This is a genomic window from Streptomyces sp. NPDC053427, from assembly GCF_044544985.1.
Taxonomy (GTDB): Bacteria; Actinomycetota; Actinomycetes; order Streptomycetales; family Streptomycetaceae; genus Streptomyces.
Genome location: NZ_JBITYA010000010.1, coordinates 237,196 through 261,576, shown reverse-complemented (window position 1 = coordinate 261,576; position 24,381 = coordinate 237,196). Strand labels below are relative to the sequence as shown.

The following is a 24,381-nucleotide window of genomic DNA, read 5'->3' as shown; positions in this document are numbered from 1 at the left end:
GCACGTCAGGAGCCGCGCATGAGCACCTCACACCCACCGGAGCACCACCCGATAGCGCCGCGCCGGGTCTCGTTCGACTGGCGCGGGACGCCGCTGCACTGGATACCGGACGAACCCACCGCCACGCACGTCATCAATGTGCTGCATCTGCTGCTGCCCGCGGGCGAGCGGTGGTTCGTCAAGGTCTTCAAGGAAGCCCTGCCGCTGGTCCGGGACGAGGAACTCCTCAAGGACGTCAAGGGCTTCATGGGCCAGGAGGCCACCCACAGCGTCCAACACGCCTACGTCCTTGAACACCTGGCCCACCAGGGCCTGGACACCGGCCCGTACACCCGGCACGTCGACTTCCTCTTCGCATACCTCCTGGGCGAGAGGCCGCCCTTCGGCATACCGCTTCCCGCACGGGAATGGCTGCGCTTCCGGCTCTCCCTCATCGCCGCCATCGAGCAGTTCACCGCGGTGCTCGGCAATTGGGTGCTGGCTGCCGAGGGACTCGACCGCGCCGCCCCCGACCCGGTCATGCTCGACCTGCTGCGCTGGCACGGCGCCGAGGAGGTCGAGCACCGTGCCGTCGCCTTCGACATGTACCAGCACACCGGCGGCGAAGACCCCGCCCGCTACCTCCGCCGCATTCTGGGGATGTCCGTCACGGCACCCGTCCTCCTCTACCTCTGGGGCTGGGGCGCCGCCTACCTCCTCCGGCACGATCCCCAGCTCGCCACCCGCTCCCGCTACGCGCTGCGCGAGCACAACCGCGCCGTACGCAAGGGCCTGCTGCCCACCTGGCGGGAGCTGGGCACGGCGATACCGCGCTATCTGCGGCGGTCGTACCATCCCTCGCAGGAAGGGTCGCTGCGCACGGCCGTCGCCTACCTGGCATCCTCCCCGGCCGCACGGGCGGCGGCGGGTGCGGTGGGCCGCGCGGCACTCTCGTAACGCGCAACCAGCCACGCGCTCATGAGGAGCACCGCAGTGACCGAGCAGCCGCCGACGGCCGAATACCGCATCGAGGATCTGGCCCATCTCAGCGGCGCCACGGTCCGCACGATCCGCGCCTACCAGGACCGCGGCCTGCTCCCACGCCCCGAACGCCGCGGCCGGGCCAATGTGTACGGCGATGCCCATCTGGCCCGGCTGCGCCGGATCGCCGACCTTCTCGACCGCGGCTACACCCTCGCCAGCATCAAGGAACTCCTCGAGGCCTGGGACGCGGGACTCGGCCTCGGCGGGGTGCTCGGCCTGGTCGCCGAGATCGACGGGCCGTGGACCGACGAGAAGGCGGCCCGCATCAGCCGCGCCGATCTGGACACCGCCTTCGGCGGCACGTCCGACGAGGCGGCGGTGGCCGAGGCCGTCGAGCTCGGCGTCCTCGAACGCGTCCCGGGCCACGAGGACGAGTTTCTCGTCCCCAGCCCACAGGAGCTCGCCGTCGCCGCCGAACTCCACTCCGCCGGCGTCCCGCTCATGGCCATCTCCGGCCATCTGCGAGAGGTACGGGGCCAGGTCGAACACATCGCCGCCCGCTTCCTCGACTTCACCACCGAACACGTCTTCCGCCCCTTCCTGGACCACACGCCCACCGAATCCGAAGCCGCCGAGGCAGCCGCCCTCGTACGGCGCCTCCGCCCGCTGGCCCAGCAGACCGTCGACGCCGAACTTGCCCGCGCCATGCGCACCCTGGCCACTCGCTACCTTCGGCGCCATCTCGCCGAGGCTCTACCGGAGGCACCGTCGGCGGATCCGCGGGCCCTGAGCGGGCGGGCACCGGCGTCGGTTCCGGAGCGGCAGCCACGTCCCCTGCCCGGTCCGGAGCTTGCGCCGGGGGCTCCGCCCGCCCCCGGGACGGCTGGGGCCCCCCGTCCCCCGGCGGTCCCGGAGCCGGTGGCGCTGCCCGCCGACACCGTCCAGGCCGTACGAGACCTGGTCGGCCCGGACAATGCGGCCGCCTTCATCGCCGCCGCCGCCCATCGCGAGGTCCAGGCCCGCACCATGGATGCGCTGGCGTCCTCGGCCGTGCGGAATACGCCGACCGGCGACGCCGCACCCGGCCGCTGAGCGAGCCGCGTCCCCCAGCCCCCAGCTCCCAGACCTCAGACCTCAGACCTCAACTGGCCTCATCCGCAAGCCAGTTTGCGTGGAATCCGTACGGCACCCGCTGCGGGAGATGGACCGTCGCCACCGGGTCGGCGGATATGTCCTCCGCGTCCAGGATGACGAGATCGCTGGTGTCGGTGGACGCGTCATAGACGTAGGTCATCAGCCAGCCCGGCCCGCCCGGACGGTCGTCCGCGGGGGCGAAGACCGCCTCCGACGGGGTGCGGCCGGGGCCGAAGTCGTGCCGGACCACCGCGCCGGACCGCAGGTCGTAGCGGAGCAGCGTGCCCGGCATCGGGCCCGAGCCGGGCAGCTCACCGGAGATGACGTGCCCGAAGCGGGCGGGCTGCCCGGCCAGGCGGTCGTCGATCCGCGGGAACTCGCCGAACCGGTCGTCGAGCTGCTCCTCCGCCACGGTGCCGGAGGCCAGGTCGATGCTCCAGCGCCACAGATGGGCTCCGCTGTCGGTGCCGTACTCGGCGTAGCGGGAGACATGGAGGACTATGCGCTGCGCGCCGTCGTCATGGGCATTGAGGCTGTGGAAGACATAACAGGGGTCGATGGAGAACCAGCGGACCTCGCCGTACGGGTCGTCGCGGCGCAGCACGCCCAGCCGGGCGCCGTAGTCCGGGTCCCAGCCGTACGGCATGCCGGGGTGACTGCGGTCGAAGACGACGGGGAGGTCCATGAAGATGACGTGGGCGGCGGTGAGATGGAAGTCGTGCATCATCGTCGGCGCCGGTACGTCGATGGGGCGGCTGACCGCCAACTCCCCGGCCGCATCGGCGCGGTGGTAGGTGAGGTAAGGCGGTTCGGAGCCGCCGTACCCGAAGAAGTGGAGCTCGCCCGTCGTGGGGCAGGTCTTGGGGTGGGCGGTCATGGCGGTGCCGAGCCGGCCGCCGAAGTCATGGACTCCGATGGTCTCCAGCTCGTGGCCGGGTCGGCAGTCGACCTCGTAAGGGAAGGACGATTCGACCAGCGCCAGGGTGCGGCCGGCGTGCCGGACGACATGGGTGTTGGCCACTCCCGCCCGGAGGTTGCGGTGGCCCTGCTCGTCCACGGGCCGCACGCCGTCGGTGAAGGTGCTGGTCCGGACCCAGCGGTTGCGGTAGGAGACGGCGCGGCCGCCCTCCAGACGCAGGCCGTGCACCATACCGTCACCGAAGAACCAGTGCGGCGAGGCGGCGTCACGCGGGTTGGGGCCGTTGCGCAGGAACCAGCCGGTGAGCTCCGGCGGGACGGTGCCCGTTACGGGCAGGTCGTAGGCGGTCACCTCGTCCGGCACCGGCGCGAAGTTGCCGGCCATATGGGGCGCGGGGACCGAGGATTCGGTGGGAGCGCTGGGAGTCGTGGCGGTCATGGCGTCATGCCTCCTGGAGACCGGGCTGCGCGCCGGACTGCTCCTGCAGGAACCGGGCACGGGCCCGGTCCGGGTACCAAGCAGTGAAGCGGGCGGGAAGGACGAATCCGGCGATCTGGATGGGGATGGAGACGAGCAGGCTCAGATGCTCGGCGGCGACGACCGCCTGCGCTGCCGCACCGAGAGTGAAGGACACCGCCCAGGCCGTGGTGAGCACCATGTTGATGCGCCGGAAGAGCGGGGTGTGCCAGACCTCCGGCGGGGCCATCCGACGCGCGATGGCCATGGTGAAGGGGCGGCGGACAGCGAGGGACAGCCAGGCGATCAGCGCGAGCCAGCCATGGGACAAGGCGCCGCTGTAGAGCCGGAGACCACTGTGGGGCTGGGCGAAGGCCAGCATCGCCAGGGCCGCGAAGAACACGATCGTGCCGTACTCCAGCAACCGGAACTCCAGCGACAGGCCCCCGGCGCGGTCGGCAACGAGCAGCCCCGCAGCGACCACCAGCGCCGCCAGCGCCCCCCACTGCCAGCCGAACGACGCCACTCCCGCGAACACCAGCCACGGAATGAAGCTCCGCAGGTAGCCCATGATCCCCCTCTTCCCCGGCGCTTCCGGCCCGCCGGGCCGGACAAGCGCATATGTTCCGGCTCCGGCTTACGCCGCCCGAGCCATATTCCAATCTCGACATGTCGAATGTAGAAGGTCCATCTTTGACATGTCAACAGTGGAAGGTAATCTGTGTGTCATGAGCCTGAGACACGCCGTGCTGGGCCTGCTGGCAGAAGCCCCCGCCAGCGGCTACGACCTGATGAAGACGTTCAACGCCTCGCTCGCGAACGTCTGGCCCGCCACTCAGAGTCAGGTCTATGGAGAACTGTCCAAGCTCACCGCCGCGGGCATGGTCGAGGTCGCCGCCGAAGGCCCCCGCGGCCGCAAGGAATACGCGATCACCGACAGTGGCGTGAGCGAACTGCGGCACTGGCTCATCGAGGTCGAGCCCAGCGGCCCCCCGCGCTTCGACGGCCTGTTGCGCGTCTTCTTCCTCGGCGTGCTCACCCCGCTCGAGGCCGGCGCCTACCTCCTGTCCCGGGCCGAGGAAGCGTCGCGCAGGCACGAGGCGCTGGAGCATATCGACGAGGCGACCCCGTGGGACGACGACATGATCTCCGTCTACGGGCGGCTCGCGCTGGAGTACGGCCTGCGCCAGACGGCGATGCAGGAGGAATGGGCCCGCTGGGCCGCCGAGGAGGTCGGCCGCGAGAGGGCCAGGCCGGCGGGCGAACGCGTCAGGGAGAAGGCCGACAGGGGCGACGCCTAGACCGGGAATTCAGATGCCGCCGGACGCCAAGGGCGGCACCCTGAAGCCATGAACAGTCAGCGCTCCGTGCGCATTTCCAAATATCTGGCGAAGCATCTTCGGCATGAGCCGGAACGGATCGGCATCACCCTCGACGCCCAGGGCTGGGTGGCGGTGCCGGAACTGATCGAGGCGGCCGCGCGGCACGGGTTCCGGTTCACCCGGGCCGAGTTGGAAGCGGTGGTGGCCCAGAACGACAAGCGGCGCTACGCCATCGAGCATGGCCGTATCCGCGCCAACCAGGGCCATTCGATCCGCGTCGACCTCGACCTGCCGTTGGCCGACCCGCCCGAGTGCCTCTTTCACGGCACGGTGGCCCGCAGCGTTGCTGCCATCCGGGACGAGGGGCTGCTGCCGATGTCCCGGCACGCCGTCCATCTCTCACCGGACCGCGAGACCGCGACCCGGGTGGGCGCCCGACGCGGCAAGGCCGTCGTACTGGCCGTCGATGCGGCCGCGATGCACCGGGCCGGCCATGTCTTCCAGGTCAGCGCCAACGGCGTCTGGCTCACCGCCCACGTGCCGCCGGAATTCCTCCGGTTCCCGGACTGAGCGGCCACCGCGCTCAGCGGCCCCGGTCCCGTGGCCCGCCGGCCCCGCAGAGCAGCGCGCCGCGGACGAGCCGATCCCCCGCCCGTCCGCCCCCGCAGGACCGTCGCCCCGGCTCACAGCCCAGGTGCCCCCCACACCGGGAACCACCGCGCCAGATCCTTCTCGATCGTCAGATCGTCCCCGAGCATCGCCCGCGCCTGGAGCTCCAGCGGGTTGTCCCGCTTCTCGCCACCGCCCGGCTGCGGTGCGAACGGATAGAACGTCCCGCGCTTGTAGAGGTAGACCAGCGCCAGCGGCCGGTCCCGCCCGTCGCGGAAGCCGATCAGCGAGCACAGCAGCTGCGGCCCGAATCCCGCCTCCTCCAGCGACGTATTGACCGCGTGCAGGTCGTTGACCAAGCCCGCCACGTCGTCCGGCGCATGCCGAGCCAGCAGCCACGTATAGCCGTAGGCGTCCTGTGTGAACTCCACCGAGCCGTCCAGCAGCCCCTGCGCCTCCTCCTGGATCCGCGAGAACGCCCCGCCCTCGACGCTCGCGAAGCACACCGATCCCAGGCCGGTGGGCCGAAAGTCGGCCGCGGCCTCCAGCGTCACGGCGGCGGACGGCAGCGCGAACAGCTGGTCGAGGTCGGGGCGTACCGGCTTGCTACGGCCCAGAATGGCGTCCAGAAATCCCATGCGCGACCCTCTCTCCTTCACTCACTGATGCATTCCCCCGCCGGTCCCTTCCGGTCCGGGACGCCTCACGGCCGCCCCAGCTGCGCCGCGATCCGGCCGAGCTGGTCCAGCCGCTGCTCCAGCGTCGGGTGCGAGGACAGCAGCCTGCTGAAGCTCTCCTTGTTGAACGCCGGGGCGAAGTAGAACGCATTGAACGGCTCGGCCTTGCGCAGATCCTCGGTCGGGATCTTCGCAATCTGCCCGGTGACCTTGGTCAGCGCCGAGGCCAGCGCCGACGGGCGGCCGGTGAGCATCGCGGCGGCACGGTCCGCGGACAGCTCCCGGTAGCGGGACAGCAGCCGGGTCAGCAGGAAGCTGATGGCGTAGACGACGACGCTGACGGCAGTGACGATCAGTACGGCGATGGCCGCGTTCTGATCGCGATTGTTACGCCCGACGCCGCTCCACAGAGCGGCCCGGGTGATGATTCCGGCCAGTACGCCGAGGAACGACGCGATGGTCATCACGGCCACATCGCGGTGCGCGACGTGCGAGAGCTCGTGCGCGAGCACCCCCTCCAGCTCCTCCGGCTCCAGCCGCCGCAGCAGCCCCGTCGTCGCGCACACCATCGAATTCTTCTGATTACGGCCAGTCGCAAACGCATTCGGCACGTCCGAATTCGCGATCGCGACCCGCGGCTTGGGCATATCGGCCAGCGCGCACAGCCGGTCGACGGCACCGTGCAGCTCGGGTGCCTGCTCCGGCGTCACCTCGCGCGCGCCCATGCTGAACGCCGCGATCCGGTCGCTGAACCAGAACTGCGCGACGAACAGACCCCCCGCAATGATCAACACCACTACCCAGGCGCCCTTGAGCAGCACCACCAGCACGCCTACGACCACGACGTACAGCAGTCCGATGAAGAACATCGTCGTGACCATGCGCGAGGTCAGCCCGCGGTCGGGGGCGAATCGGGTCTGTGCCATGGCTCCTCCACATCGCACCACTCTTCGCGCAGCCCGGACGCTCCGCGCGCTGCCCTGCCTCGCGCGCCGCGCCCTGCACACTGCGCCGCTGTCCCGATTCTCCCTCTTCGCCGCTATATGCGGGGTAAAGCGCGGGCCGATCTGTTTCACGTGAAACAGACGCACGAGGACCGTCGGCCGACGAGCGGCCCCGTAACCGACGTCACCCCGGGCTTTCCGGGCCTCCCCGTACGCTTTACGGCATGAGCGCCTCTCTCCATCTGAGCACCGTCATCCTTCCCGTCCGCCGCTGGCACGACGGCGGCCGCGAACAGTGGCAGCGGGCCGAAGATCTCGGATTCCACACCGCGTACACCTACGACCACCTGTCCTGGCGGTCCTTCCGCGACCAGACGTGGTTCGGCGCCGTGCCCACACTGACCGCCGCCGCGGCGGTCACCTCCCGGATGCGCCTGGGCACGCTGGTGACCTCGCCCAACTTCCGGCACCCGGTCACCCTCGCCAAGGAACTGATCACCGTCGATGACGTCTCCGGCGGCCGCATAACCCTGGGCATCGGCGCCGGCGGCAACGGCTTCGACGCGACCGCGCTCGGCCAGGACTCCTGGTCACCGCGCGAACGGGCGGACCGCTTCGGCGAGTTCGTACCGCTGCTCGACCGGCTGCTCACCGAGGACGTGGTCTCCCACCAGGGAACCCATTACTCGGCCGACGAGGTCCGCAACATTCCCGGCTGTGTGCAGCGGCCCCGCATCCCCTTCGCGGTCGCCGCCACCGGCCCGCGCGGGCTGCGCCTCGCCGCCCGCCACGGCCAGGCGTGGGTGACGACCGGCGACCCCAAGATCGCCGCGACCGGCACCCCCGAGGACTCGGTGGCCGCCATCAAGGACCAGCTGGAGAAGCTGGAGAAGGCCTGCTCGGACGTCGGCCGGGACATCGCCCAGCTGGACAAGGTCTTTCTCACCGGCTTCACGCCGGACGGCGGCCGTCCGCTGGAGTCCCTCGACGCGTTCGTGGACTTCGCGGGCCGGCACCGCGCACTCGGATTCACCGAGATCGTCGTGCACGCACCGATACCGGACTCCGTCTTCGCCGCGGACCAGAAGGTGTTCGAACAGATCGCCACCGAGGCGGCCGCGCAGCTCGGGTGACCGGAGGAGCACTCACCCCAGGAGCTCAGGCGGGCGCCCCAGCGCACGCCTGTGCGCCGCCGTACGCGAAGATGACCCCGTGACTGATGCCTCCGCCACGCCGCCCGAGCCGGTCGTTCCCTCCCGGCCGACCCGGCTGATCGCCACCGACCTCGACGGCACGCTGCTGCGCGACGACAAGACGGTCTCCGACCGCACGATCGCCGCGCTCGCCGCCGCCGAGGAGGCCGGCATCGAGGTCTTCTTCGTCACCGGCCGCCCGGCCCGTTGGATGGACGTGGTCAGCGACCATGTGCACGGCCACGGCCTGGCGATCTGCGCGAACGGCGCGGCCGTCGTCGACCTGCACCGCGGCCGCCGCATCGTCGAGGTCAGCCCCCTGGAACCCACGGTCGCGCTGAACGTCGTCGCCGCGCTGCGCAGCGCCGCCCCCGGCACCACCTTCGCGGTGGAGCGGACCGGCAGTTTCCACCACGAACCCGGGTACCCGCCCCTCCGCCTGGACCCGACCGCGAACGTCGCCCCGGCGGAAAAGCTCCTGGCCGAGGACTTCGCGGCATCCGTGGACCCGGAAGGCAAGGGCCAGCCCGTACTCAAGCTCCTCGCACACCACACCGACCTCGACCCCGACGCCTTCCTGGCGCTGGCCCGTACGGCCGCGGGCGATCTCGCGTCCTTCACCCGGTCCAGCCCCACCGCTCTCCTGGAGATCAGCGGTCCCGGCGTCAGCAAGGCCGGCACCCTGGCCCGCTGCTGCAAGGAGCGCGGCATCTCGCCCGCGGAAGTCGTCGCCTTCGGCGATATGCCCAACGACATAGAGATGCTCAGCTGGGCCGGCACCTCGTACGCGATGGCCAACGCCCACCCCGACGTGCTGGCCGCCACCACCCGCCGTACGGAATCCAACAACGCGGACGGCGTCGCTGTCGTCATCGAGCGCATCCTGAACGCCCGGTAGCGCCTCACACCCGTACGGCCGGCCACCCGAGACCGCCGTCACGGCCGACACACGGCGCACTGCGGCTCACACCCGACAGCACCTCACAACGTGACGCCGTGCTGCCGCAGCCACGGCACGGGATCGACACCCGACCCCAGGTAGGGCGTCCGCCGCACCTCGAAGTGCAGATGCGGCCCGGTGGAATTTCCGGTGTCGCCCGACAGCGCGATCCGCTCCCCTGGGACGACCCGCTGCCCGGGGCTCACCAGCGCCGCCGACAGATGCGCGTATTCCGTGTACAGGCCCGCGCGATGCCGTACGACCACGCTGATACCGAGGCCGTCACCGCAGGTCACGCTCTCGATACGGCCTCCCCCGGCGGACCGCACGGGAGTACCGACCGGCACCGCGAAGTCCTGGCCCGTATGGCCGGCGGCCCAGTGGGAGCCCGCACCGCCGAAGGGGGCCGACAGCACATAGCGCTCCACCGGGCGCATCCAGGCTGCACCCGGGGCGACCACCGGAGCGACGGCCCGGGCCGCTCTGGTCACCGCCTTCGGCAACGTGCCGCAGTTCCCGCTGCGGGACGCCTGCGACGCCAGCCGCCGCAGCGCGACGCGCGCCGAATCCAGACCGCGGTCGGCCTGCGCCCGCGCCTCCCGGAGCCGGTCGCGGTCCGCGGCCAGCGCGGCCGCACGGGCGATCGCCGTCGCGCTGTCGCCCGCCAGCATGCGGCCCGCGCGCTGCACGGTACCCACCCGCAGCACCAGCGCCCGCTCCCGCCGCGCCGCCTCCTCGTACGCGCTGACCAGCGGCTTCCGGCCGTCGAAGGCCGCCGAGCGCAAGGTGTAGGCGACGCGGCTGCCGGTGCGGTACTGCGCATCGGCGATCGCGCCGACCCGGCGCCGCAACGCATCGGCCAGCCGCCGGGCCCGGTCCACTTCCGTCCGCAGCCGGTCGCTCTCCGCCCGCTGCTCCAGCACCGCACGGCGCCTCGCCTCGTACGAGCGGCCCGCCCGGCGCGCCGCCTCGCCCAGCCGGATCACCTCCAGGCTCACCTCGGCCAGCCGCGGCCGGGGCGAGTATCCGGGCGCGGCACGCGGACCGACGGGGCGGTCACCGACGGCGTGCCACCCGCGGGCGACCGCCCTCGCGACCGGGGGGTTCGGCACTGCGGTCCCCACGGCCACCGACACCACCAGGGCGAACGCGCACGCTCCGCACGCCCTCGCCCGACCTGCCCCCCGCTCCTTCCAGCACGCCCATGAACGCATAGGGCGAGATTGGCCCCAAGGAAATTGAAATCTCCGCATCTGAGGCCCTCATGGCCCGTCCAACGCCCCGAACGGGCGAGCGCCGCCCCCTCACAGCGGCGCCTCCCACGTCACTTTCGTCCCACTGCCCCCCTCGCCCAGCCCGGGCCCGTACGTACTGGAACCGCCGAGCGCCTCCGCACGCCTGGCGAGATTCTTCAGGCCGCTGCGGCGACCGCCCTCCGGGATCCCGATGCCGTCGTCGGCGACCGTCAGACGGACCCCCTCGGACCCGTCCGGCAAGGTGATCGTCGAGTCGACGACCACCTCGATCCGCGAGGCCTGCGCGTGCCGGAAGGCGTTCGAGAGCGCCTCGCGCAGCGCGGCGATGAGGTTCTTGCCGGTCCGCTCGCCGACCAAGGAGTCGACCGGCCCGACGAAGTTCGCCGACGGCTGGAAGCCGAGCGGCACGGCGGCGGTGCCGATCTCGCGCAGCACCCGGGTGCGCAGCCCGGACGGCGCCTCGGCCGGGCCCTGCTGGAGCGCGAAGATCGCGGTCCGGATTTCCTGGATGGTCACGTCCAGCTCGTCGACGGCCTTGCCGACGCCCCGCGTCACCTCCGGCACCATGGCCTTGCGATGCGCGCTCTCCAGCATCATCCCGGTCGCGAACAGCCGCTGGATGACCAGATCGTGCAGGTCACGGGCGATACGGTCGCGGTCCTCGAAGACCGCCAGCCGCTCGCGGTCGCGCTGGGCGTCGGCGAGCACCAGCGCCAGCGCGGCCTGCGCCGCGAACTGGGTGGCCAGCGTCCGCTCGGCGGCCGTGTACTGACGGGCGCCGCGTTTGCGCGGGATCGCGAGCGTGCCCAGTACCCGGCCGCCGCTCTTGAGCGGCAGCATCATGCTCGGGCCGAAGCGCGGCGCGATATCCGTCACCATGCGCGGATCGGTGGCCGAATCGTCCACGAACACCGGCTCTCCGGCGAGGAGTTGCTCCGCCACCGGGCTGTCCGGCGGGATCTGCGTGCCCATGATGCCGACCGGGTCGTCCGCCGAGACCGCGACGATCTCCAGCCCGCCTTCGTCGTCGGGCAGCAGCACGATGCCGGCCGCCGAGTCCGCCAGCCGCCGCGCCTGCTCGGCGACCACCGCGAGGGCATCGTCGACATCGCTGCCCGCCAGGAGTGCGGTGGTCACCGCGACCGAGCCGTCGATCCAGCGCTCGCGCTGCCGGGTCGCCGCATACATCCGGGCGTTGCCGATCGCGATACCGGCCTCGGTGGCCAGCACCCGCACCATGTGCAGGTCCTCCTCGCTGAATTCCCCGCCGCCGCGCTTCTCCGTCAGATAGAGATTTCCGAAGATCTCCTTCTGGACGCGGATCGGCACCCCCAGGAACGTCCGCATCGGCGGGTGCTCCGGGGGAAAGCCCGCCGAGCGCGGGTCCTGGGTGAGGTCGGCCAGGCGCAGCGGCTTCGGGTCGTGGATCAGCGCGCCGAGCAGGCCCTTGTGGCCGTCGGGCAGCGCGCCGATCTGCCGGTGCTGCCGGGCGGTCACACCGTAGGTGACAAAGTCCGACAGGCCCTCGCGGGTTTCGTCGATGATCCCGATCGCGGCATAGCGGGCGTCGGCGAGCTCGGCCGCGGTCTCCACGATCCGGTCGAGGGTGATGTGCAGATCGAGCCCCGCGCCGACCGTGCGCATCGCCTCCAGCAGCTGCGGGATCCGGGCGGTCAGCTCGGACGACAGGCCCTGCAGACTGCGGGTGGCCTCGGTGGCCGCGTCCATGGGGTCGCCGGCCGGGGACGCGTCCGGTTCCCCGGTGTCCATCGAGCCGGCGTCCATAGGGTCCGAGGGTCCTGCCGTGGCTGCCATGCCATGAGCCTAATAAGGGCCCATTTCCGGGGAAAGTCCGGTTATGCGGCGCGCAGGCCTGCCGAAGTGCGGACCCTATGCGGGGACGGGGGCCACCGCAGGTCCCGCTCCGTACGCCGCGTCGACCGCCCGCTCGCGCTCCAGCATCCGCCGGAACGGGCCGTCGGCCGCCGCCAGCTCCGCGTACCCGCCGTGCTGGACGGCCCGGCCCCGGTCCAGCACCAGCACCTCGTCGACCGCGTCAAGACCGGTGAGCCGGTGCGTGATCAGGACCGTCGTACGGCCCTCGGTCGCGGCCAGCAGATCGGCGGTCAGCGCATCGGCGGTGGCCAGGTCGAGGTGCTCGGCGGGCTCGTCCAGCACGAGCACCGGGAAGTCCGCGAGCAGCGCGCGGGCCAGCGCCAGCCGCTGGCGCTGGCCGCCCGACAGCCGGGCGCCGTGCTCGCCGACCATGGTGTCCAGCCCGTCCGGCAGGCCCCGCACCCAGTCCGCCAGCCGCGCCCGCTCGAGCGCGTCCCACAGGTCCCGGTCGCCGGATTCCGCCACGTCCGGGCCGCCCCGGCGGGCGAGCCTGAGGTTCTCCCGCAGCGAGCTGTCGAAGAGATGCGCGTCCTGCGCGCACAGCCCCACCAGTCGCCGGACCGCGTCGCCGTCCATCTCCTGGGCGTCTGTCCCGGCCAGCGTGTACGCGCCGGCCTCCCGGTCCAGGAAACGCAGCAGCACCTGCGCCAGCGTGGTCTTGCCGGAGCCGGACGGGCCGACCACGGCCAGCCGCCGGCCGGCCGTCAGCGTGAACCCGACGCCGTCCAGCGCGAGTCCGGCCTGTCCCGGGTGGCGCGCACTCAGATCCCGTACGACCAGCGGGAACGGCGCCTCGGGGGCGGCGGCCGGCGCGGCCGGCTCCTGCACCGGCGCGGGGGCGTCCAGCACCTCGAAGACCCGCTCGGCGGCGCGTCGGGTGCGCTGGCGGTACTGCACGGCGAGCGGCAGCCCGGCCACCGCCTCGAACGCGGCCAGCGGGGTGAGCACGACCACGGCCAGCGCCACTCCGTGCAGCCGGCCGGCGTGCACGGCCTGGACACCGGCCACCGCGGCCGCGGCGACGGTCAGCCCGCACAGCAGCGCCGAGAGCCCGGCGCCGATACCGGCCGCGGTCGCGGAGCGGGAGGCGATCCGGGTCAGGTCGCGGTCCGCGCGGCGGGCCGCATCCGTACGGGCCGCCAAGGCGCCGGCGACGGTCAACTCGGCTGTACCGGTGAGCAGATCGACGACGCGGGTGGACAGCGCACCGCGGGCCGGCGCCAGCTGCCGCTCCGCCCGCCGGGCCAGCGCGCCCGAGAGCAGCGGCACGCCGGCGCCCGCGAGCAGCAGCCCGACGGCAAGGATCGCGCCGGCCTCCGGCAGCAGCCAGCCGGTGAACCCGACGGCGCCCGCGCCGACCAGCACCGCGGCCCCTACGGGCAGCAGCCAGCGCAGGAAGTAGTCCTGCACCGCATCGACATCGGCGACAAGCCGGGAGAGCAGATCGCCGCGGCTGCGCTCCTTCAGACCGGCCGGCGCCAGCCGCTCCAGGCGTCGGAAGACCGCAACACGTACGTCGGCGAGCATCCGGAACACCGCGTCGTGCGCGACCAACCGCTCGGCGTAGCGGAAGACGGCCCGCCCGATGCCGAACGCCCGGGTCGCGGTCACGGCCACCATCAAATACAGCACCGGCGGCTGCTGCGCGGCCCGCGAGATCAGCCAGCCGGAGGTCGCCATCAGCCCGACCGCGCTGCCCACCGCAAGGCTCCCGAGCAGGAGGGCCAGCGCGAAGCGCGCCCGGCGGGCGCGGGCAAGGCGGCGGAGGCGGGTGAGCGCAGCGGTCGGGGCGGAGTCGAGGTCGGTGGCGCCGTCGGTCGCCATGGGGGACGGGGACGCGGACGGCGCGGGAGGCATGGCGCCTGTTTCACGTGAAACCGAATCCGCGTCCGAATACGCGCCAGAGGCCGCGGACGGCCCCGCCAGCCGCACCACCCGGTCCGCCACCGCCAGCAGCGCCGGCCGGTGGACGACCAGCAGGACCGTCCGGCCGACCGCCAGGCGGCGGACCGCGGCCACGATGGCCTCCTCGGTCTCGCCGTCGAGGTTCGCGGTCGGCTCGTCCAGCAGCAGGATCGGGCGGTCGGCGAGGAAGGCACGGGCGAGCGCGATGCGCTGGCGCTGGCCCGCGGAGAGTCCGGCGCCCAACTCGCCGAGGCGGCTGGCCGCGCCGTGGGGGAGCGCGTCGACGAAGTCCAGTGCCCCGGCATCGCGCAGGGCGGCCCGTACCGCCGCGTCGTCCGCGTCCGGGCGCGCCAGCCGTACGTTCTCGGCAAGGGTGCCGGCGAAGAGATGCGGGTGCTGCGGGACCCAGGCGATCCGCCGCCGCCAGCTGTCGGGGTCGAGGGAGGCGATGTCCCGGCCGTCGGCCAGCGCGCGGCCCTCGGCCGGTTCGGTGAAGCCGAGCAGCACGCTCAGCAGCGTGGACTTGCCGGCGCCCGAGGGGCCGACCAGGGCGACGGTCTCGCCGGGCCGGACCTCGAACGAGGTCGCGGGGAGAGAGTCGGCGGTGCGCCCGGGGTGCCGGACGACCAGGTTTTCGACCGCCAGCGCGGTGCCTTCGGGCGCGGGCGCGGTGCCGGGCGCGGGCAGCGGCGTCTCCAGCACCGCGAAGATCTCCTCCGCGGCCGACAGCCCCTCGGCCGCGGCGTGATACTGCGCGCCCACCTGCCGCAGCGGCAGATAGGCCTCGGGCGCCAGGACCAGCACCAACAGGCCGGTGTAGAGATCGAGTTCGCCGTGCACCAGCCGCATGCCGATGCCGACCGCGACCAGCGCGACGGAGATGGTGGCAAGCAGTTCGAGGGCGAAGGAAGAGAGAAAGGCGATCCGCAGGGTGCGCAGCGTGGCGCGGCGGTATTCGCTGGTGATGGCGCGGATCGAGGCGGCCTGGGCCTTGGCGCGGCCGAACACCTTGAGCGTGGGCAGGCCCTCGACGACATCGAGGAAGTGGCCGGAGAGCCGGGCGAGCAGCCGCCACTGGCGGTCCATCCGCGACTGGGTCGCCCAGCCGATCAGGATCATGAACAGCGGGATCAGCGGGAGGGTGAGGACGATCGTGAGCGCGGAGATCCAGTCGCCCAGGACGATCCGGGCGAGTACGGCGACGGGGACGACGACCGCCAGACCCAGCTGCGGCAGATAGCGCGCGAAGTAGTCGTCCAGGGCGTCGATGCCGCGGGTGGCGAGGGTGGCGAGCTCGCCGGTACGCATCTGAAGCGTGCCGGCGTCTTCCGCGTCCGCTCCGCCCTCGTCCGGGGCCTTCCCGCCGGCGTCCGTACGGCGGATCGTGGCGCCGGGCCCCAGCCGCGCCGCCCGTTCGATCAGCCGCATCCGCAGCTCGGACTTGACCGCGGCGCTTGCGCGGTGAGCGGCCAGTTCGGTGAGCCAGGAGACCAGCCCGCGGCCGGCCGAGACCGCGGCGAGCAACGCGATCGGTGTGGTCAGAGCGCCGAGATCGAGATGGTGCTGGAAGGCACCGACCACGATCTCGGCGATCAGCATGGCCTGTCCGACGACCAGCCCCGCCCCGGCAAGCCCGAGGACCACCACCGCAACGAGGAAGTGGCGGGTGGCGCGGGCGAATTGGAGCAGGCGCGGGTCGATCGGTTTCACGTGAAACCTCCGTCAGCTGGTGGGCGTCGGAGTGGGGGCGTCGGCGGTCGGCGTATGGGCGTCGGCGATGTGTTGAGTGCCGATCCGCTTGCGGAAGACCCAGTACGTCCACGCCTGGTAGGCCATCACGATGGGTGCGGCGATCCCGGCACACCAGGTCATGATCTTCAGGGTGTAGGGGCTGGACGAGGCGTTGGTGACCGTAAGGCTCCAGCTCTCGTTCAGCGTCGACGGCATGACGTTGGGGAACAGCGTCAGGAACAGCATGGCGACCGCGGCCGCGATGGTGATCCCGGAGAACGCGAACGCCCATCCCTCGCGGCCGAGCCGGTTGGCTCCGAGAGCCGCGACCAGCGCCGCCACCGCGACGATCATGGCGATCAGGCTGCTGCCGTCCCCCTTGCTGACCTGGGTCCAGGCCAGGAAGGCGACCGCGGCCACGGCCGCGAGCAGTCCAAGGACGCTCGCCATTCGGCGCGCCCGCTCCCGGATGTCGCCCACGGTCTTGAGCGAGGCGAACACCGCGCCGTGGAAGGTGAACAGCGTCAGGGTGACCAGTCCGCCGAGGATCGCGTACGGGTTCAGCAGGTCGAGGACGCCACCGACGTACTCCTTGTGCGCGTCGATCTTCACTCCGCCCACGATGTTGCCGAACGCGATGCCCCACAGGACGGCGGGCAGCAGCGAGGTCCAGAAGATCGCCGTCTCCCAGTTGCGCTGCCACTTCTCCTCCGGCCGCTTGGCGCGGTACTCGAAGGCGACGCCGCGCACGATCAGGCAGACGAGGATCAGCAGCAGCGGCAGGTAGAAGCCGGAGAAGAGGGTGGCGTACCACTCGGGGAAGGCGGCGAAGGTCGCGCCACCCGCGCTGAGCAGCCAGACCTCGTTGCCGTCCCAGACCGGGCCGATGGTGTTGATCAGTACGCGCTTCTCGCTCCGGTTACGGGCGAGGAGCTTGGTGAGGACGCCGATCCCGAAGTCGAATCCTTCGAGGAAGAAGTACCCGGTCCACAGGAAGGCGATGAGGACGAACCAGACGTCGTGGAGTTGCACAGCCGCCTCCTAGTACGAGAAGGCCATCGGCCGGTCGGCGTCCGCGGGGTCGCCGCCGATCTTGGTGGGCGGGTTGAGGTCGGAGTCGGTGAGTTCCTGGGGTCCGGCCTTGATGTACTTCACCAGCAGCTTGACCTCGACCACGGCGAGGATCGCGTAGAGCGTGGTGAAGACGATCAGCGAGGTGAGCACCTCGCCCTGCGAGACGCCCGGGGAGACCGCGTCGGAGGTGCGCAGCACGCCGTAGACGACCCAGGGCTGGCGGCCCATCTCGGTGAAGATCCAGCCCCAGGAGTTCGCGATCAGCGGGAAGCCGAGGGTGACGAAGGCGAGCGACCAGTACCACTTGCTCAGCCGGGCGCCGAGAACCTTGTTCTTGGTGAGCGCGAGATGCGGTGGCTCCTCGTCCCCCGTACGCAGCCCCGGCGACAGCCAGAACTTCTTCCGGGTGAGCCAGAGGCCGGCCAGGCCGATGGCGAAGGACGACATGCCGAAGCCGATCATCCAGCGGAATCCCCAGTAGGCGACCGGGATGTTGGGCCGGTAGTCGCCGGGCCCGAACTTCTGCTGCTCGGCCTTGTTGACGTCGTTGATGCCGGGGACCGGCGAGGTGAAGTCGTTGTGCGCGAGGAAGGAGAGCAGGCCGGGCACCTCGATGGCGACCGTGTTGTGGCCCTTTTCCACATCGCCGTAGGCGAAGACGGAGAACGGCGCGGGCTCTTCCTTGTCCCACAGCGCCTCGGCGGCGGCCATCTTCATCGGCTGCTGCTTGAACATGACCTTGCCCAGCTCGTCGCCGCTGATCGCGGTGAGCAGGCCGGATATGACCAGGGTGACCAGGCCGAGGCGCAGCGAGGTACGCATCACCTTGATGTGCTCCTTGCGCATCAGGTGGTACGCGGAGATACCGACCATGAACGCGGCACCGGTCAGGAACGCGGCGGTCAGCGTGTGGAAGGCCACGACCAGGGTGGTGTCCTGGGTGAGCACCTTGAGGAAGTCGGTGAGCTCGGCGCGGCCGGTGACGGCGTTGTACTTGTAGCCGACCGGGTGCTGCATCCAGGAGTTGGCGGCGAGGATGAAGTACGCGGACAGGATCGTGCCGATCGAGACCATCCACATGCAGAAGCAGTGGATCTTCTTGGGCAGCTTGTCCCAGCCGAAGATCCACAGTCCGATGAAGGTGGACTCGAAGAAGAACGCGATCAGCGCCTCGAAGGCGAGCGGGGCACCGAAGATGTCACCGACGAACCGCGAGTAGTCGGACCAGTTCATGCCGAACTGGAACTCCTGGACGATGCCGGTGACGACACCCATCGCGATGTTGATCAGGAACAGCTTGCCCCAGAACTTGGTGGCCTTGAGGTACTTCTGCTTCGCCGTTCGCACCCATGCGGTCTCCAGTCCGGCCACCAGAGCGGCGAGGGAGATCGTCAGAGGGACGAACAGGAAGTGGTAGACGGTGGTGATGCCGAATTGCCATCGCGCCAGAGTCTCTGGCGCCAACGCCAGTTCCACGTCGCTTCCTCCTTGCGTCGCCGTTGCACGTCGGTCATGTCCCGTTTGCGTCCCAGGACCGACACGGACCGAGTGCGCTTGTGAACGCGTTCACATTCACAAGCATTATTACCCATGAGCCTCCGACCTTCGATAAGGGGGGTACGTGACCGCCGTCACGCCAAAATCCATGGCACGTGAATCCTTATTCCAGGCTTATTACGCGCCCCCACGCACCCCTTCCGCTGATCTTCAACATATTGTTGAATTCGTCGCCATGAAGATCCGAATCTCCTGGCCCGCAGGGCACGTCACCGCCACCCTCGACGACACCCCGACCGCCGCCGCGCTCCTCGCGGCACTCCCGATGGACGGCACCGCCCACACCTGGGGCGAAGAGGTCTACTTCGACACCGGCCTCGCGCCCGCACTCGAAGCCGATGCCCGCCAGGTCGTCGAACCCGGCACGGTCGCCTTCTGGACCGAGGGCAACGCCCTGGCACTGCCGTACGGACCTACGCCGATCTCCCGGGGCGAGGAGTCCCGCCTCGCCTCCCCCTGCAATGTGCTCGGCCGCATCGACGGCGACCCCCGCGCGCTGGCCACCGTCCGCGGCGGCGACACGATCCACGTACACAAAGCCTGAGGCCGCGAGTCAACCGACCCACGGCCTCGATGCAACGCCTTACGGCGCCTTGCAACACCCCGCAATGCGTTACAGCGCCTTGCGGAACTCCTCCGCTGCCTGCAGGAACAGATCCATCGCCGCGCTCTCACCGATGGTCACCCGCACCCCCTCACCCGGGAAGGGCCGCACGACCACCCCGGCGCGCTCACACGCCGCCGCGAAGTCGACGGTACGGTCCCCCAGCCGCAGCCAGACGAAGTTGGCGTGCGACTCGGGGACCGTCCACCCCTGCCCGGCCAGCCCGTCGACCACCCGGGCCCGCTCCGCCACCAGCGCATCGACCCGCTCCAGCAGCGCCGCCTCGCTGCGCAGCGAGGCCACCGCCGCCTCCTGCGCCAGCTGGCTCACCCCGAACGGCACGGCCGTCTTGCGCAGCGCCGCGGCCACCGGCTCGTGCGCCACCGCGAACCCGACCCGCAGCCCCGCCAGGCCGTACGCCTTGGAGAAGGTCCGCAGCACGCAGACGTTCGGCCGGTCGCGGTAGAGCTCGATGCCGTCCGGCACCTGCTCGTCCCGGTTGAATTCGCGGTACGCCTCGTCGAGCACCACCAGGACGTCGCCCGGCACGCGGTCCAGGAACGACTCCAGCTCGGCACGGCGGACGACGGTGCCGGTGGGGTTGTTGGGGTTGCAGACGAAGATCAGCCGGGTCCGGTCGGTGACCGCGGCGAGCATCGCGTCCAGGTCGTGCACCTCGCCGGAGGTCAGCGGCACCTGTACGGGAGTGGCGCCGGAGACCTGGGTGACGATCGGGTACGCCTCGAACGACCGCCAGGCGTAGATCACTTCATCGCCGGGCCCGGCCGTCGACTGCACCAGCTGCTGGGCCACGCCCACCGAGCCGGTCCCGGTCGCCAGGTGCGCGAGCGGCACCGAGAACCGCTCGGACAGCTCCGCCATGAGACCCGTACAGGCCATGTCCGGGTACCGGTTGAAGGACCCGGCGGCGGTCACCGCGCTCTCCAGGACCCCCGGCAGCGGCGGATAGGGATTCTCGTTGGAGGACAGCTTGTAGGCCACGGGACCGTCGGCCGCGGCGGGCCGGCCCGGCTTGTACGTGGGGATGCCGTCCAGCGCAGCACGCAGCTTCGGGGTCTTCTCGCTCACCGCAGGTCCTCCTCGACCGTCCCACTCGACTCCAATACTGCACACCTTATGAGGATTGCCCCGTCCGGCGGCAGTCCCCGATTCCTGAGGCACGCCCCGCGCACAGGCTCTGGGGAGCGCTCCCCGCTCTGTTACGCGCCGGTGGCTTGCGCCGTGGCGCGCGTCCCTCGTGAAGGTGACTTGAGACCTCTTCGAGACCTGGACCGACCGACAGGCGAAGAGGGCCGAAATCCCCTCGTATGATCACTGCGAGACTCAACTACCTTTTTTTCAAAGGAGATTGATGGTCCATCACCATGCAGAAACGTACCTTTTAGCGACCCTCGGCGGGGCCCCGCGAATGGCTCTGCCGAGCCCTACTATCGGCTCGCCATGACAGCAGCAGGGAAGCACCAGGTGAGCCGGTCGACCGGTCGCCGGCTGGGACGGGCGGGCATCCGGGACGTGGCCGCCGCAGCCGGTGTGTCCATCACGACTGTCTCCGACGCGCTCAACGGCAAGGGCCGGCTTCCGGATGCCACCCGTAGCCACGTCCGCGAGGTGGCCGACCGGCTGGGCTACCGCCCGTCCGCCGCCGCCCGCACCCTCCGTACCGGCAAGTCCGGCCTCCTCGGCCTGACCGTGACCACGTACGGGGATGAACCTTTCACCTTCACCGAATTCGCTTACTTCGCCGAGATGGCCAGAGCCGCCACCTCCGCGGCGTTGGCCCGCGGGTACGCACTGGTCATCCTGCCGGCGACCTCGCGCCACGACGTGTGGTCCAACGTCGCACTGGACGGCACCGTCGTCATCGACCCCGCCGACGGCGACCCCGTCGTCACCGAACTCGTCCGGCACGGCATCCCCGTCGTCTCCGACGGCCGCCCCGGTGGCGCGCTGCCGGTCACCGGCTGGGTCGACAACGACCACGAAGCCGCCGTGCTCGGCCTACTCGACCACCTGGCCGACGCCGGCGCCCGCCGCATCGGCCTTCTCACGGGCAACACCACCGACACCTACACCCGGCTGTCGACCACCGCCTATCTGAGCTGGTGCGAGCGGGTCGGCCAGGATCCGGTCTACGAGTCCTACCCGGCCCACGACCCCTGCGCGGGCGCCGTCGCCGCCGACCGGCTGCTGGCCCGCCCGGACCGGCCCGACGCCGTCTACGGACTCTTCGACCCCAACGGCACGGACCTGCTCGCCGCCGCCCGGCGCTACGGCCTGCGCGTCCCCGAGGATCTGCTGCTGGTCTGCTGCAGCGAGTCCACCGTCTACGCCACCACCGAGCCGCCCATCACCACCCTCTCCCTCAAACCCCGCCGCATCGGCACGGCCGTCGTCCAGATCCTCATCGACGCCATCGAAGGCCTCGACAACGGCCGGCCCATCGAACAGGTGATACCGACCGATCTGATCGTGCGGACCTCGTCCCAGCGACGTTCCCCCCGCACGACCGTGAGCCCGCCGCGGGGACCGGCCGGTGCCTGAGCGCGTGCCGTCACACGACGAATCACGCGTAACATCGCCGCCCACACGCCTCCTTCGGTCAGGAAAAAACAGGGCGATCCCGGGAGAAATCAGCCGCGAACGCCGGGCTCCGGCCGATTGACCACCCCCGGGTGCGTCACAACCCGCGAGCAGCATTCCTATGATGGGCGCACGACACCGCGGACCGCCGTCGACCAGGCAAGGTCCGAGAGGTGCACGGCGGCGCGACGGTGGAGGGGTCAATGACTCAGGGGGCCAGTCAGGGACCCATGGTGTGGACCATGGCGGAGCAAGCACCGGCGTCTCCTGTGCCGCCCGGACCGCACTCCGGCGCGCCCGCAGGGCCGCCGCCGATGCCGCCGGCCGCACCGCCGGTCCATCTGCCCGCCGGGCCCCCGGCCGCACCGCCGTTGGTACCGACCCCCGCCGCGCCGGTCGAGCTGCCCGAGGAGTACACGCCGACCGCGCGCGACCTCCCGGTCATCGGCGCGGCCCGCACGGACACCCTCATCGACCGCCCGGCTGCCGACCTCATGCCGTCGGCCGAACCGGCCGTCGACCAGGACGCGCCCGACGGCATGGGCCCGCTGTACGTCGTCGGCGACGTCCACGGCTACTACGACGAGCTGCGCGAGGCGCTGGCCGCCGAAGGGCTGATCGACGCCGACGGCAACTGGGCGGCCGGCAACGCCCGCCTCTGGTTCCTCGGCGACTTCACCGACCGCGGCCCGGACGGCATCGGCGTCATCGACCTGGTCATGCAGCTCTCCGCCGAGGCCGCGGCGGCCGGCGGCTACTGCAAGGCCCTGATGGGCAACCACGAGCTGCTGCTGCTGGGCGCCAAGCGGTTCGGCGACACCCCCATCCAGTCCGGCGCCGGCACCGCCTCCTTCCAGGCCGCCTGGCTCCTCAACGGCGGCCAGAAGTCCGACATGGACCGCCTGCAGGACCACCACCTGCAGTGGATGGCCCGCCTGGACGCCGTGATGGAGGAGGACGGGCACCTGCTCGTGCACTCCGACACCACCGCCTACCTCGAATACGGCGACTCCATCGAGGCCGTCAACGACACCGTCCACGACGTGCTGACCCGCAGCGACGCCGGCGAAGTCTGGGACCTGTTCCGCAAGTTCACCAAGCGCTTCGCCTTCCGCGACGAGTCCGGCTCACAAGCCGTACGCGAACTCCTGGACGCCTACGGCGGCGAGCGCGTGGTGCACGGCCACAGCCCGATCCCGTACCTGCTCGGCGAGGTCGGCACCGAGGACGGCGACAACGACGGCATCGCCGTCGACGGTCCACATGTCTACGCCGACGGTCTCGCCATCGCGATGGACGGCGGCGTCACCATGGCCGGAAAACTGCTGGTGGTCCAGCTCCCCCTGACTGACTGAGCCATCTCCGGGCAGATGTACGCCGGGCCGGCGGGCGGACGGCGGGCCTTCGGTCAGGGCGGAAACCGGTCGCGGCATTACTCAAATTCCGCAAACTCACTGTCACCCCCCGCCGGAGGCGCTCTACCATCGGGCTATCCGTAGCAGGCTCTCCTCCGTTTCCGCCCACTGCCCGGCCCAGCCGGCACGTACGGCCCTACGGAGCATCGGGGGATGCACATGAACAGCGCTCCGCACCTGCTGAACGAGGACCGCGCGGAATTCGCGCGGCTCCTCGATGAGGCACTGCGCACCGCCGAACACCGCCCGGACGGCCTCGCCGCCGCCGCGGGACCGCACCTCAGCGCCGAGCAGTTGCGCACGATGGCTCTCAGCGCCACCACCGCTATCGCCGCCTGCGCCACGGCCGAATACCAACGCTATGTCCAGCTCCGCACCGCCCTGCGGACCCCCGCGACCGTCCCGTCCGGGGACGGGGCGGGGGACTCGGAGCGGGATGGGACGACCGACGAGGCAACAGGTTTGGCCACCGGTACGCACCCGGCCGACGCCACGCCCCCACCCGAGGCCACGGAGGCCGGCGCCGGGCTGGCCGCCATGATCGCCGTCCTCGTCCCGGTCCTCGCCGGCATCGCCGCCGTCCTCTTCCTCCTGATCGGCTACGTCCTGCGCGCCGTCAGCCCCGACAAGTCCATGGCGCAGCCGCTGATCAGCGTCGGCTGGATATTCGCCGCCCTGACGGCGGCGGGCGCCCTCGTCGCCATGGCGGGCCTCGTCATCACGGCCCTGCGCAACGGTTCGACGTCCTCCCGCGCCTCCAGAGCGGAGGCGCTCCTGGCCGTGGACCTCGACCGCGCCCACGACGCCTGGTGCCACGCCCTCCTCGAACGCGGCCTTCTCCCCTTTCTCCGCGAGGCCCTCACCGGCCCTTCCCCGGATCCAGACCCGGACCCGGACACCGCCAAGTACGTCCCCCGCCCCGCCCCCCAACCCCGCATCCCGACCCTCGGCTACACCCGCCCCACGTTCTCGAGCCCCGACAGTGGCTCGTCGGGGTCGCGTCCGCGCTATTCCAGCCCGGATTTCACGAGCCCGGAGTACGGGGGATCGGCCGGGGGACCGCCGGAATAGGCCGGTGGCGACGGTGCTGTTGCCGGGCCCCCACGCCCCGCAACAGCACCGGTCAGCCCACCGACTCTCCTGCGCCCCCGCACACCGGCGCCGCCCCAGGGGATTCCGCCCTCG

The 24,381-nt window shown here is 71.2% G+C and carries 20 protein-coding genes; 10 read left to right on the top strand and 10 right to left on the bottom strand.

All coding sequences use genetic code 11. The annotated features are described in order from the left end of the window. Window positions 1-18 precede the first annotated feature (18 nt). Window positions 19-936, top strand: a complete 918-nt coding sequence (locus tag ACIGWZ_RS27620) for a metal-dependent hydrolase (RefSeq protein WP_400069185.1) — start codon at window positions 19-21, stop codon at window positions 934-936. A gap of 21 nt (window positions 937-957) precedes the next feature. Then, window positions 958-2,055 (top strand): MerR family transcriptional regulator, encoded by a 1,098-nt coding sequence (locus ACIGWZ_RS27615; protein ID WP_400069183.1) that lies wholly within the window; start codon window positions 958-960, stop codon window positions 2,053-2,055. Window positions 2,056-2,104: 49 nt separating this feature from the next. On the opposite strand, the gene ACIGWZ_RS27610 is transcribed toward ACIGWZ_RS27615, so the two are convergent. Together ACIGWZ_RS27610 and ACIGWZ_RS27605 are read right to left on the bottom strand one after the other, a co-directional pair. Further along, the gene (locus ACIGWZ_RS27610; protein WP_400069181.1) at window positions 2,105-3,454 is read right to left on the bottom strand and encodes a carotenoid oxygenase family protein; all 1,350 of its coding nucleotides are present in this window, start codon (window positions 3,452-3,454) and stop codon (window positions 2,105-2,107) included. A 4-nt stretch (window positions 3,455-3,458) separates the two neighbouring features. After that, window positions 3,459-4,043: a hypothetical protein gene (locus tag ACIGWZ_RS27605; protein WP_400069179.1), complete on the bottom strand. Its 585-nt coding sequence runs from the start codon at window positions 4,041-4,043 to the stop codon at window positions 3,459-3,461. 157 nt (window positions 4,044-4,200) lie between these two features. On the opposite strand from ACIGWZ_RS27605, the gene ACIGWZ_RS27600 reads away from it, so the two are divergent. Together ACIGWZ_RS27600 and ACIGWZ_RS27595 are read left to right on the top strand one after the other, a co-directional pair. After that, window positions 4,201-4,773 (top strand): PadR family transcriptional regulator, encoded by a 573-nt coding sequence (locus ACIGWZ_RS27600; protein WP_400069177.1) that lies wholly within the window; start codon window positions 4,201-4,203, stop codon window positions 4,771-4,773. 48 nt (window positions 4,774-4,821) lie between these two features. Beyond that, window positions 4,822-5,364 carry an RNA 2'-phosphotransferase gene (locus ACIGWZ_RS27595; protein WP_400069175.1) on the top strand — a complete coding sequence of 181 codons (543 nt, stop codon included), beginning with the start codon at window positions 4,822-4,824 and terminating at the stop codon, window positions 5,362-5,364. Between the two features lie 113 nt (window positions 5,365-5,477). On the opposite strand, the gene ACIGWZ_RS27590 is transcribed toward ACIGWZ_RS27595, so the two are convergent. After that, window positions 5,478-6,041: a hypothetical protein gene (locus ACIGWZ_RS27590; protein WP_400069173.1), complete on the bottom strand. Its 564-nt coding sequence runs from the start codon at window positions 6,039-6,041 to the stop codon at window positions 5,478-5,480. A gap of 65 nt (window positions 6,042-6,106) precedes the next feature. Next, window positions 6,107-7,006 carry a zinc metalloprotease HtpX gene (gene htpX / locus ACIGWZ_RS27585; RefSeq protein WP_400069171.1) on the bottom strand — a complete coding sequence of 300 codons (900 nt, stop codon included), beginning with the start codon at window positions 7,004-7,006 and terminating at the stop codon, window positions 6,107-6,109. 242 nt (window positions 7,007-7,248) lie between these two features. Here htpX and ACIGWZ_RS27580 point away from each other — a divergent pair, with 242 nt between their 5' ends. Next, window positions 7,249-8,157 (top strand): LLM class flavin-dependent oxidoreductase, encoded by a 909-nt coding sequence (locus ACIGWZ_RS27580; RefSeq protein WP_400069169.1) that lies wholly within the window; start codon window positions 7,249-7,251, stop codon window positions 8,155-8,157. A gap of 79 nt (window positions 8,158-8,236) precedes the next feature. Continuing rightward, window positions 8,237-9,115, top strand: a complete 879-nt coding sequence (locus tag ACIGWZ_RS27575; RefSeq protein ID WP_400069167.1) for a Cof-type HAD-IIB family hydrolase — start codon at window positions 8,237-8,239, stop codon at window positions 9,113-9,115. A gap of 83 nt (window positions 9,116-9,198) precedes the next feature. Here the strand turns inward: ACIGWZ_RS27575 and ACIGWZ_RS27570 are convergent, their stop codons facing one another. The 5 genes from ACIGWZ_RS27570 to ACIGWZ_RS27550 all read right to left on the bottom strand — a co-directional run bounded on the left by ACIGWZ_RS27570 (window position 9,199) and on the right by ACIGWZ_RS27550 (window position 18,495). Then, window positions 9,199-10,269, bottom strand: a complete 1,071-nt coding sequence (locus ACIGWZ_RS27570; RefSeq protein ID WP_400069165.1) for a M23 family metallopeptidase — start codon at window positions 10,267-10,269, stop codon at window positions 9,199-9,201. A gap of 192 nt (window positions 10,270-10,461) precedes the next feature. Next, window positions 10,462-12,141, bottom strand: coding sequence for a GAF domain-containing sensor histidine kinase (locus tag ACIGWZ_RS27565; RefSeq protein ID WP_400069463.1), 1,680 nt, complete (start codon window positions 12,139-12,141; stop codon window positions 10,462-10,464). A gap of 162 nt (window positions 12,142-12,303) precedes the next feature. Continuing rightward, window positions 12,304-15,924 (bottom strand): thiol reductant ABC exporter subunit CydD, encoded by a 3,621-nt coding sequence (gene cydD / locus ACIGWZ_RS27560; RefSeq protein WP_400069162.1) that lies wholly within the window; start codon window positions 15,922-15,924, stop codon window positions 12,304-12,306. Window positions 15,925-15,936: 12 nt separating this feature from the next. Continuing rightward, on the bottom strand, window positions 15,937-16,977 hold the full coding sequence (gene cydB, locus ACIGWZ_RS27555; protein ID WP_400069160.1) for a cytochrome d ubiquinol oxidase subunit II: 1,041 nt from the start codon (window positions 16,975-16,977) through the stop codon (window positions 15,937-15,939). Between the two features lie 9 nt (window positions 16,978-16,986). Next, entirely contained in the window at window positions 16,987-18,495 is a 1,509-nt protein-coding gene (locus ACIGWZ_RS27550; protein ID WP_400069158.1) for a cytochrome ubiquinol oxidase subunit I, read from the bottom strand. A 256-nt stretch (window positions 18,496-18,751) separates the two neighbouring features. On the opposite strand from ACIGWZ_RS27550, the gene ACIGWZ_RS27545 reads away from it, so the two are divergent. Continuing rightward, window positions 18,752-19,120 (top strand): cyclophilin-like fold protein, encoded by a 369-nt coding sequence (locus ACIGWZ_RS27545; protein WP_400069156.1) that lies wholly within the window; start codon window positions 18,752-18,754, stop codon window positions 19,118-19,120. A gap of 69 nt (window positions 19,121-19,189) precedes the next feature. Here the strand turns inward: ACIGWZ_RS27545 and hisC are convergent, their stop codons facing one another. Beyond that, window positions 19,190-20,269, bottom strand: a complete 1,080-nt coding sequence (hisC, locus tag ACIGWZ_RS27540; RefSeq protein WP_400069154.1) for a histidinol-phosphate transaminase — start codon at window positions 20,267-20,269, stop codon at window positions 19,190-19,192. Between the two features lie 372 nt (window positions 20,270-20,641). Here hisC and ACIGWZ_RS27535 point away from each other — a divergent pair, with 372 nt between their 5' ends. From ACIGWZ_RS27535 to ACIGWZ_RS27525, 3 genes are all read left to right on the top strand, one after another. Continuing rightward, window positions 20,642-21,742: a LacI family DNA-binding transcriptional regulator gene (locus ACIGWZ_RS27535; RefSeq protein ID WP_400069152.1), complete on the top strand. Its 1,101-nt coding sequence runs from the start codon at window positions 20,642-20,644 to the stop codon at window positions 21,740-21,742. Between the two features lie 281 nt (window positions 21,743-22,023). Further along, window positions 22,024-23,136, top strand: coding sequence for a metallophosphoesterase (locus tag ACIGWZ_RS27530; protein WP_400069150.1), 1,113 nt, complete (start codon window positions 22,024-22,026; stop codon window positions 23,134-23,136). A 213-nt stretch (window positions 23,137-23,349) separates the two neighbouring features. Next, the gene (locus ACIGWZ_RS27525) at window positions 23,350-24,267 is read left to right on the top strand and encodes a hypothetical protein (protein ID WP_400069148.1); all 918 of its coding nucleotides are present in this window, start codon (window positions 23,350-23,352) and stop codon (window positions 24,265-24,267) included. Window positions 24,268-24,381 lie beyond the last annotated feature (114 nt).

Bases quoted from the DNA above. Each gene is read 5' to 3' on its own strand.
- ACIGWZ_RS27545 (WP_400069156.1), top strand. From the start codon at position 18,752: ATGAAGATCCGAATCTCCTGGCCCGCAGGGCACGTCACCGCCACCCTC.
- ACIGWZ_RS27565 (WP_400069463.1), bottom strand. From the start codon at position 12,141: ATGGACGCGGCCACCGAGGCCACCCGCAGTCTGCAGGGCCTGTCGTCC.
- ACIGWZ_RS27600 (WP_400069177.1), top strand. From the start codon at position 4,201: ATGAGCCTGAGACACGCCGTGCTGGGCCTGCTGGCAGAAGCCCCCGCC.
- ACIGWZ_RS27525 (WP_400069148.1), top strand. From the start codon at position 23,350: ATGCACATGAACAGCGCTCCGCACCTGCTGAACGAGGACCGCGCGGAA.
- ACIGWZ_RS27530 (WP_400069150.1), top strand. From the start codon at position 22,024: ATGGCGGAGCAAGCACCGGCGTCTCCTGTGCCGCCCGGACCGCACTCC.
- ACIGWZ_RS27605 (WP_400069179.1), bottom strand. From the start codon at position 4,043: ATGGGCTACCTGCGGAGCTTCATTCCGTGGCTGGTGTTCGCGGGAGTG.
- ACIGWZ_RS27620 (WP_400069185.1), top strand. From the start codon at position 19: ATGAGCACCTCACACCCACCGGAGCACCACCCGATAGCGCCGCGCCGG.
- ACIGWZ_RS27535 (WP_400069152.1), top strand. From the start codon at position 20,642: ATGACAGCAGCAGGGAAGCACCAGGTGAGCCGGTCGACCGGTCGCCGG.
- ACIGWZ_RS27610 (WP_400069181.1), bottom strand. From the start codon at position 3,454: ATGACCGCCACGACTCCCAGCGCTCCCACCGAATCCTCGGTCCCCGCG.
- ACIGWZ_RS27595 (WP_400069175.1), top strand. From the start codon at position 4,822: ATGAACAGTCAGCGCTCCGTGCGCATTTCCAAATATCTGGCGAAGCAT.
- ACIGWZ_RS27615 (WP_400069183.1), top strand. From the start codon at position 958: ATGAGGAGCACCGCAGTGACCGAGCAGCCGCCGACGGCCGAATACCGC.
- htpX (WP_400069171.1), bottom strand. From the start codon at position 7,006: ATGGCACAGACCCGATTCGCCCCCGACCGCGGGCTGACCTCGCGCATG.
- ACIGWZ_RS27580 (WP_400069169.1), top strand. From the start codon at position 7,249: ATGAGCGCCTCTCTCCATCTGAGCACCGTCATCCTTCCCGTCCGCCGC.
- ACIGWZ_RS27590 (WP_400069173.1), bottom strand. From the start codon at position 6,041: ATGGGATTTCTGGACGCCATTCTGGGCCGTAGCAAGCCGGTACGCCCC.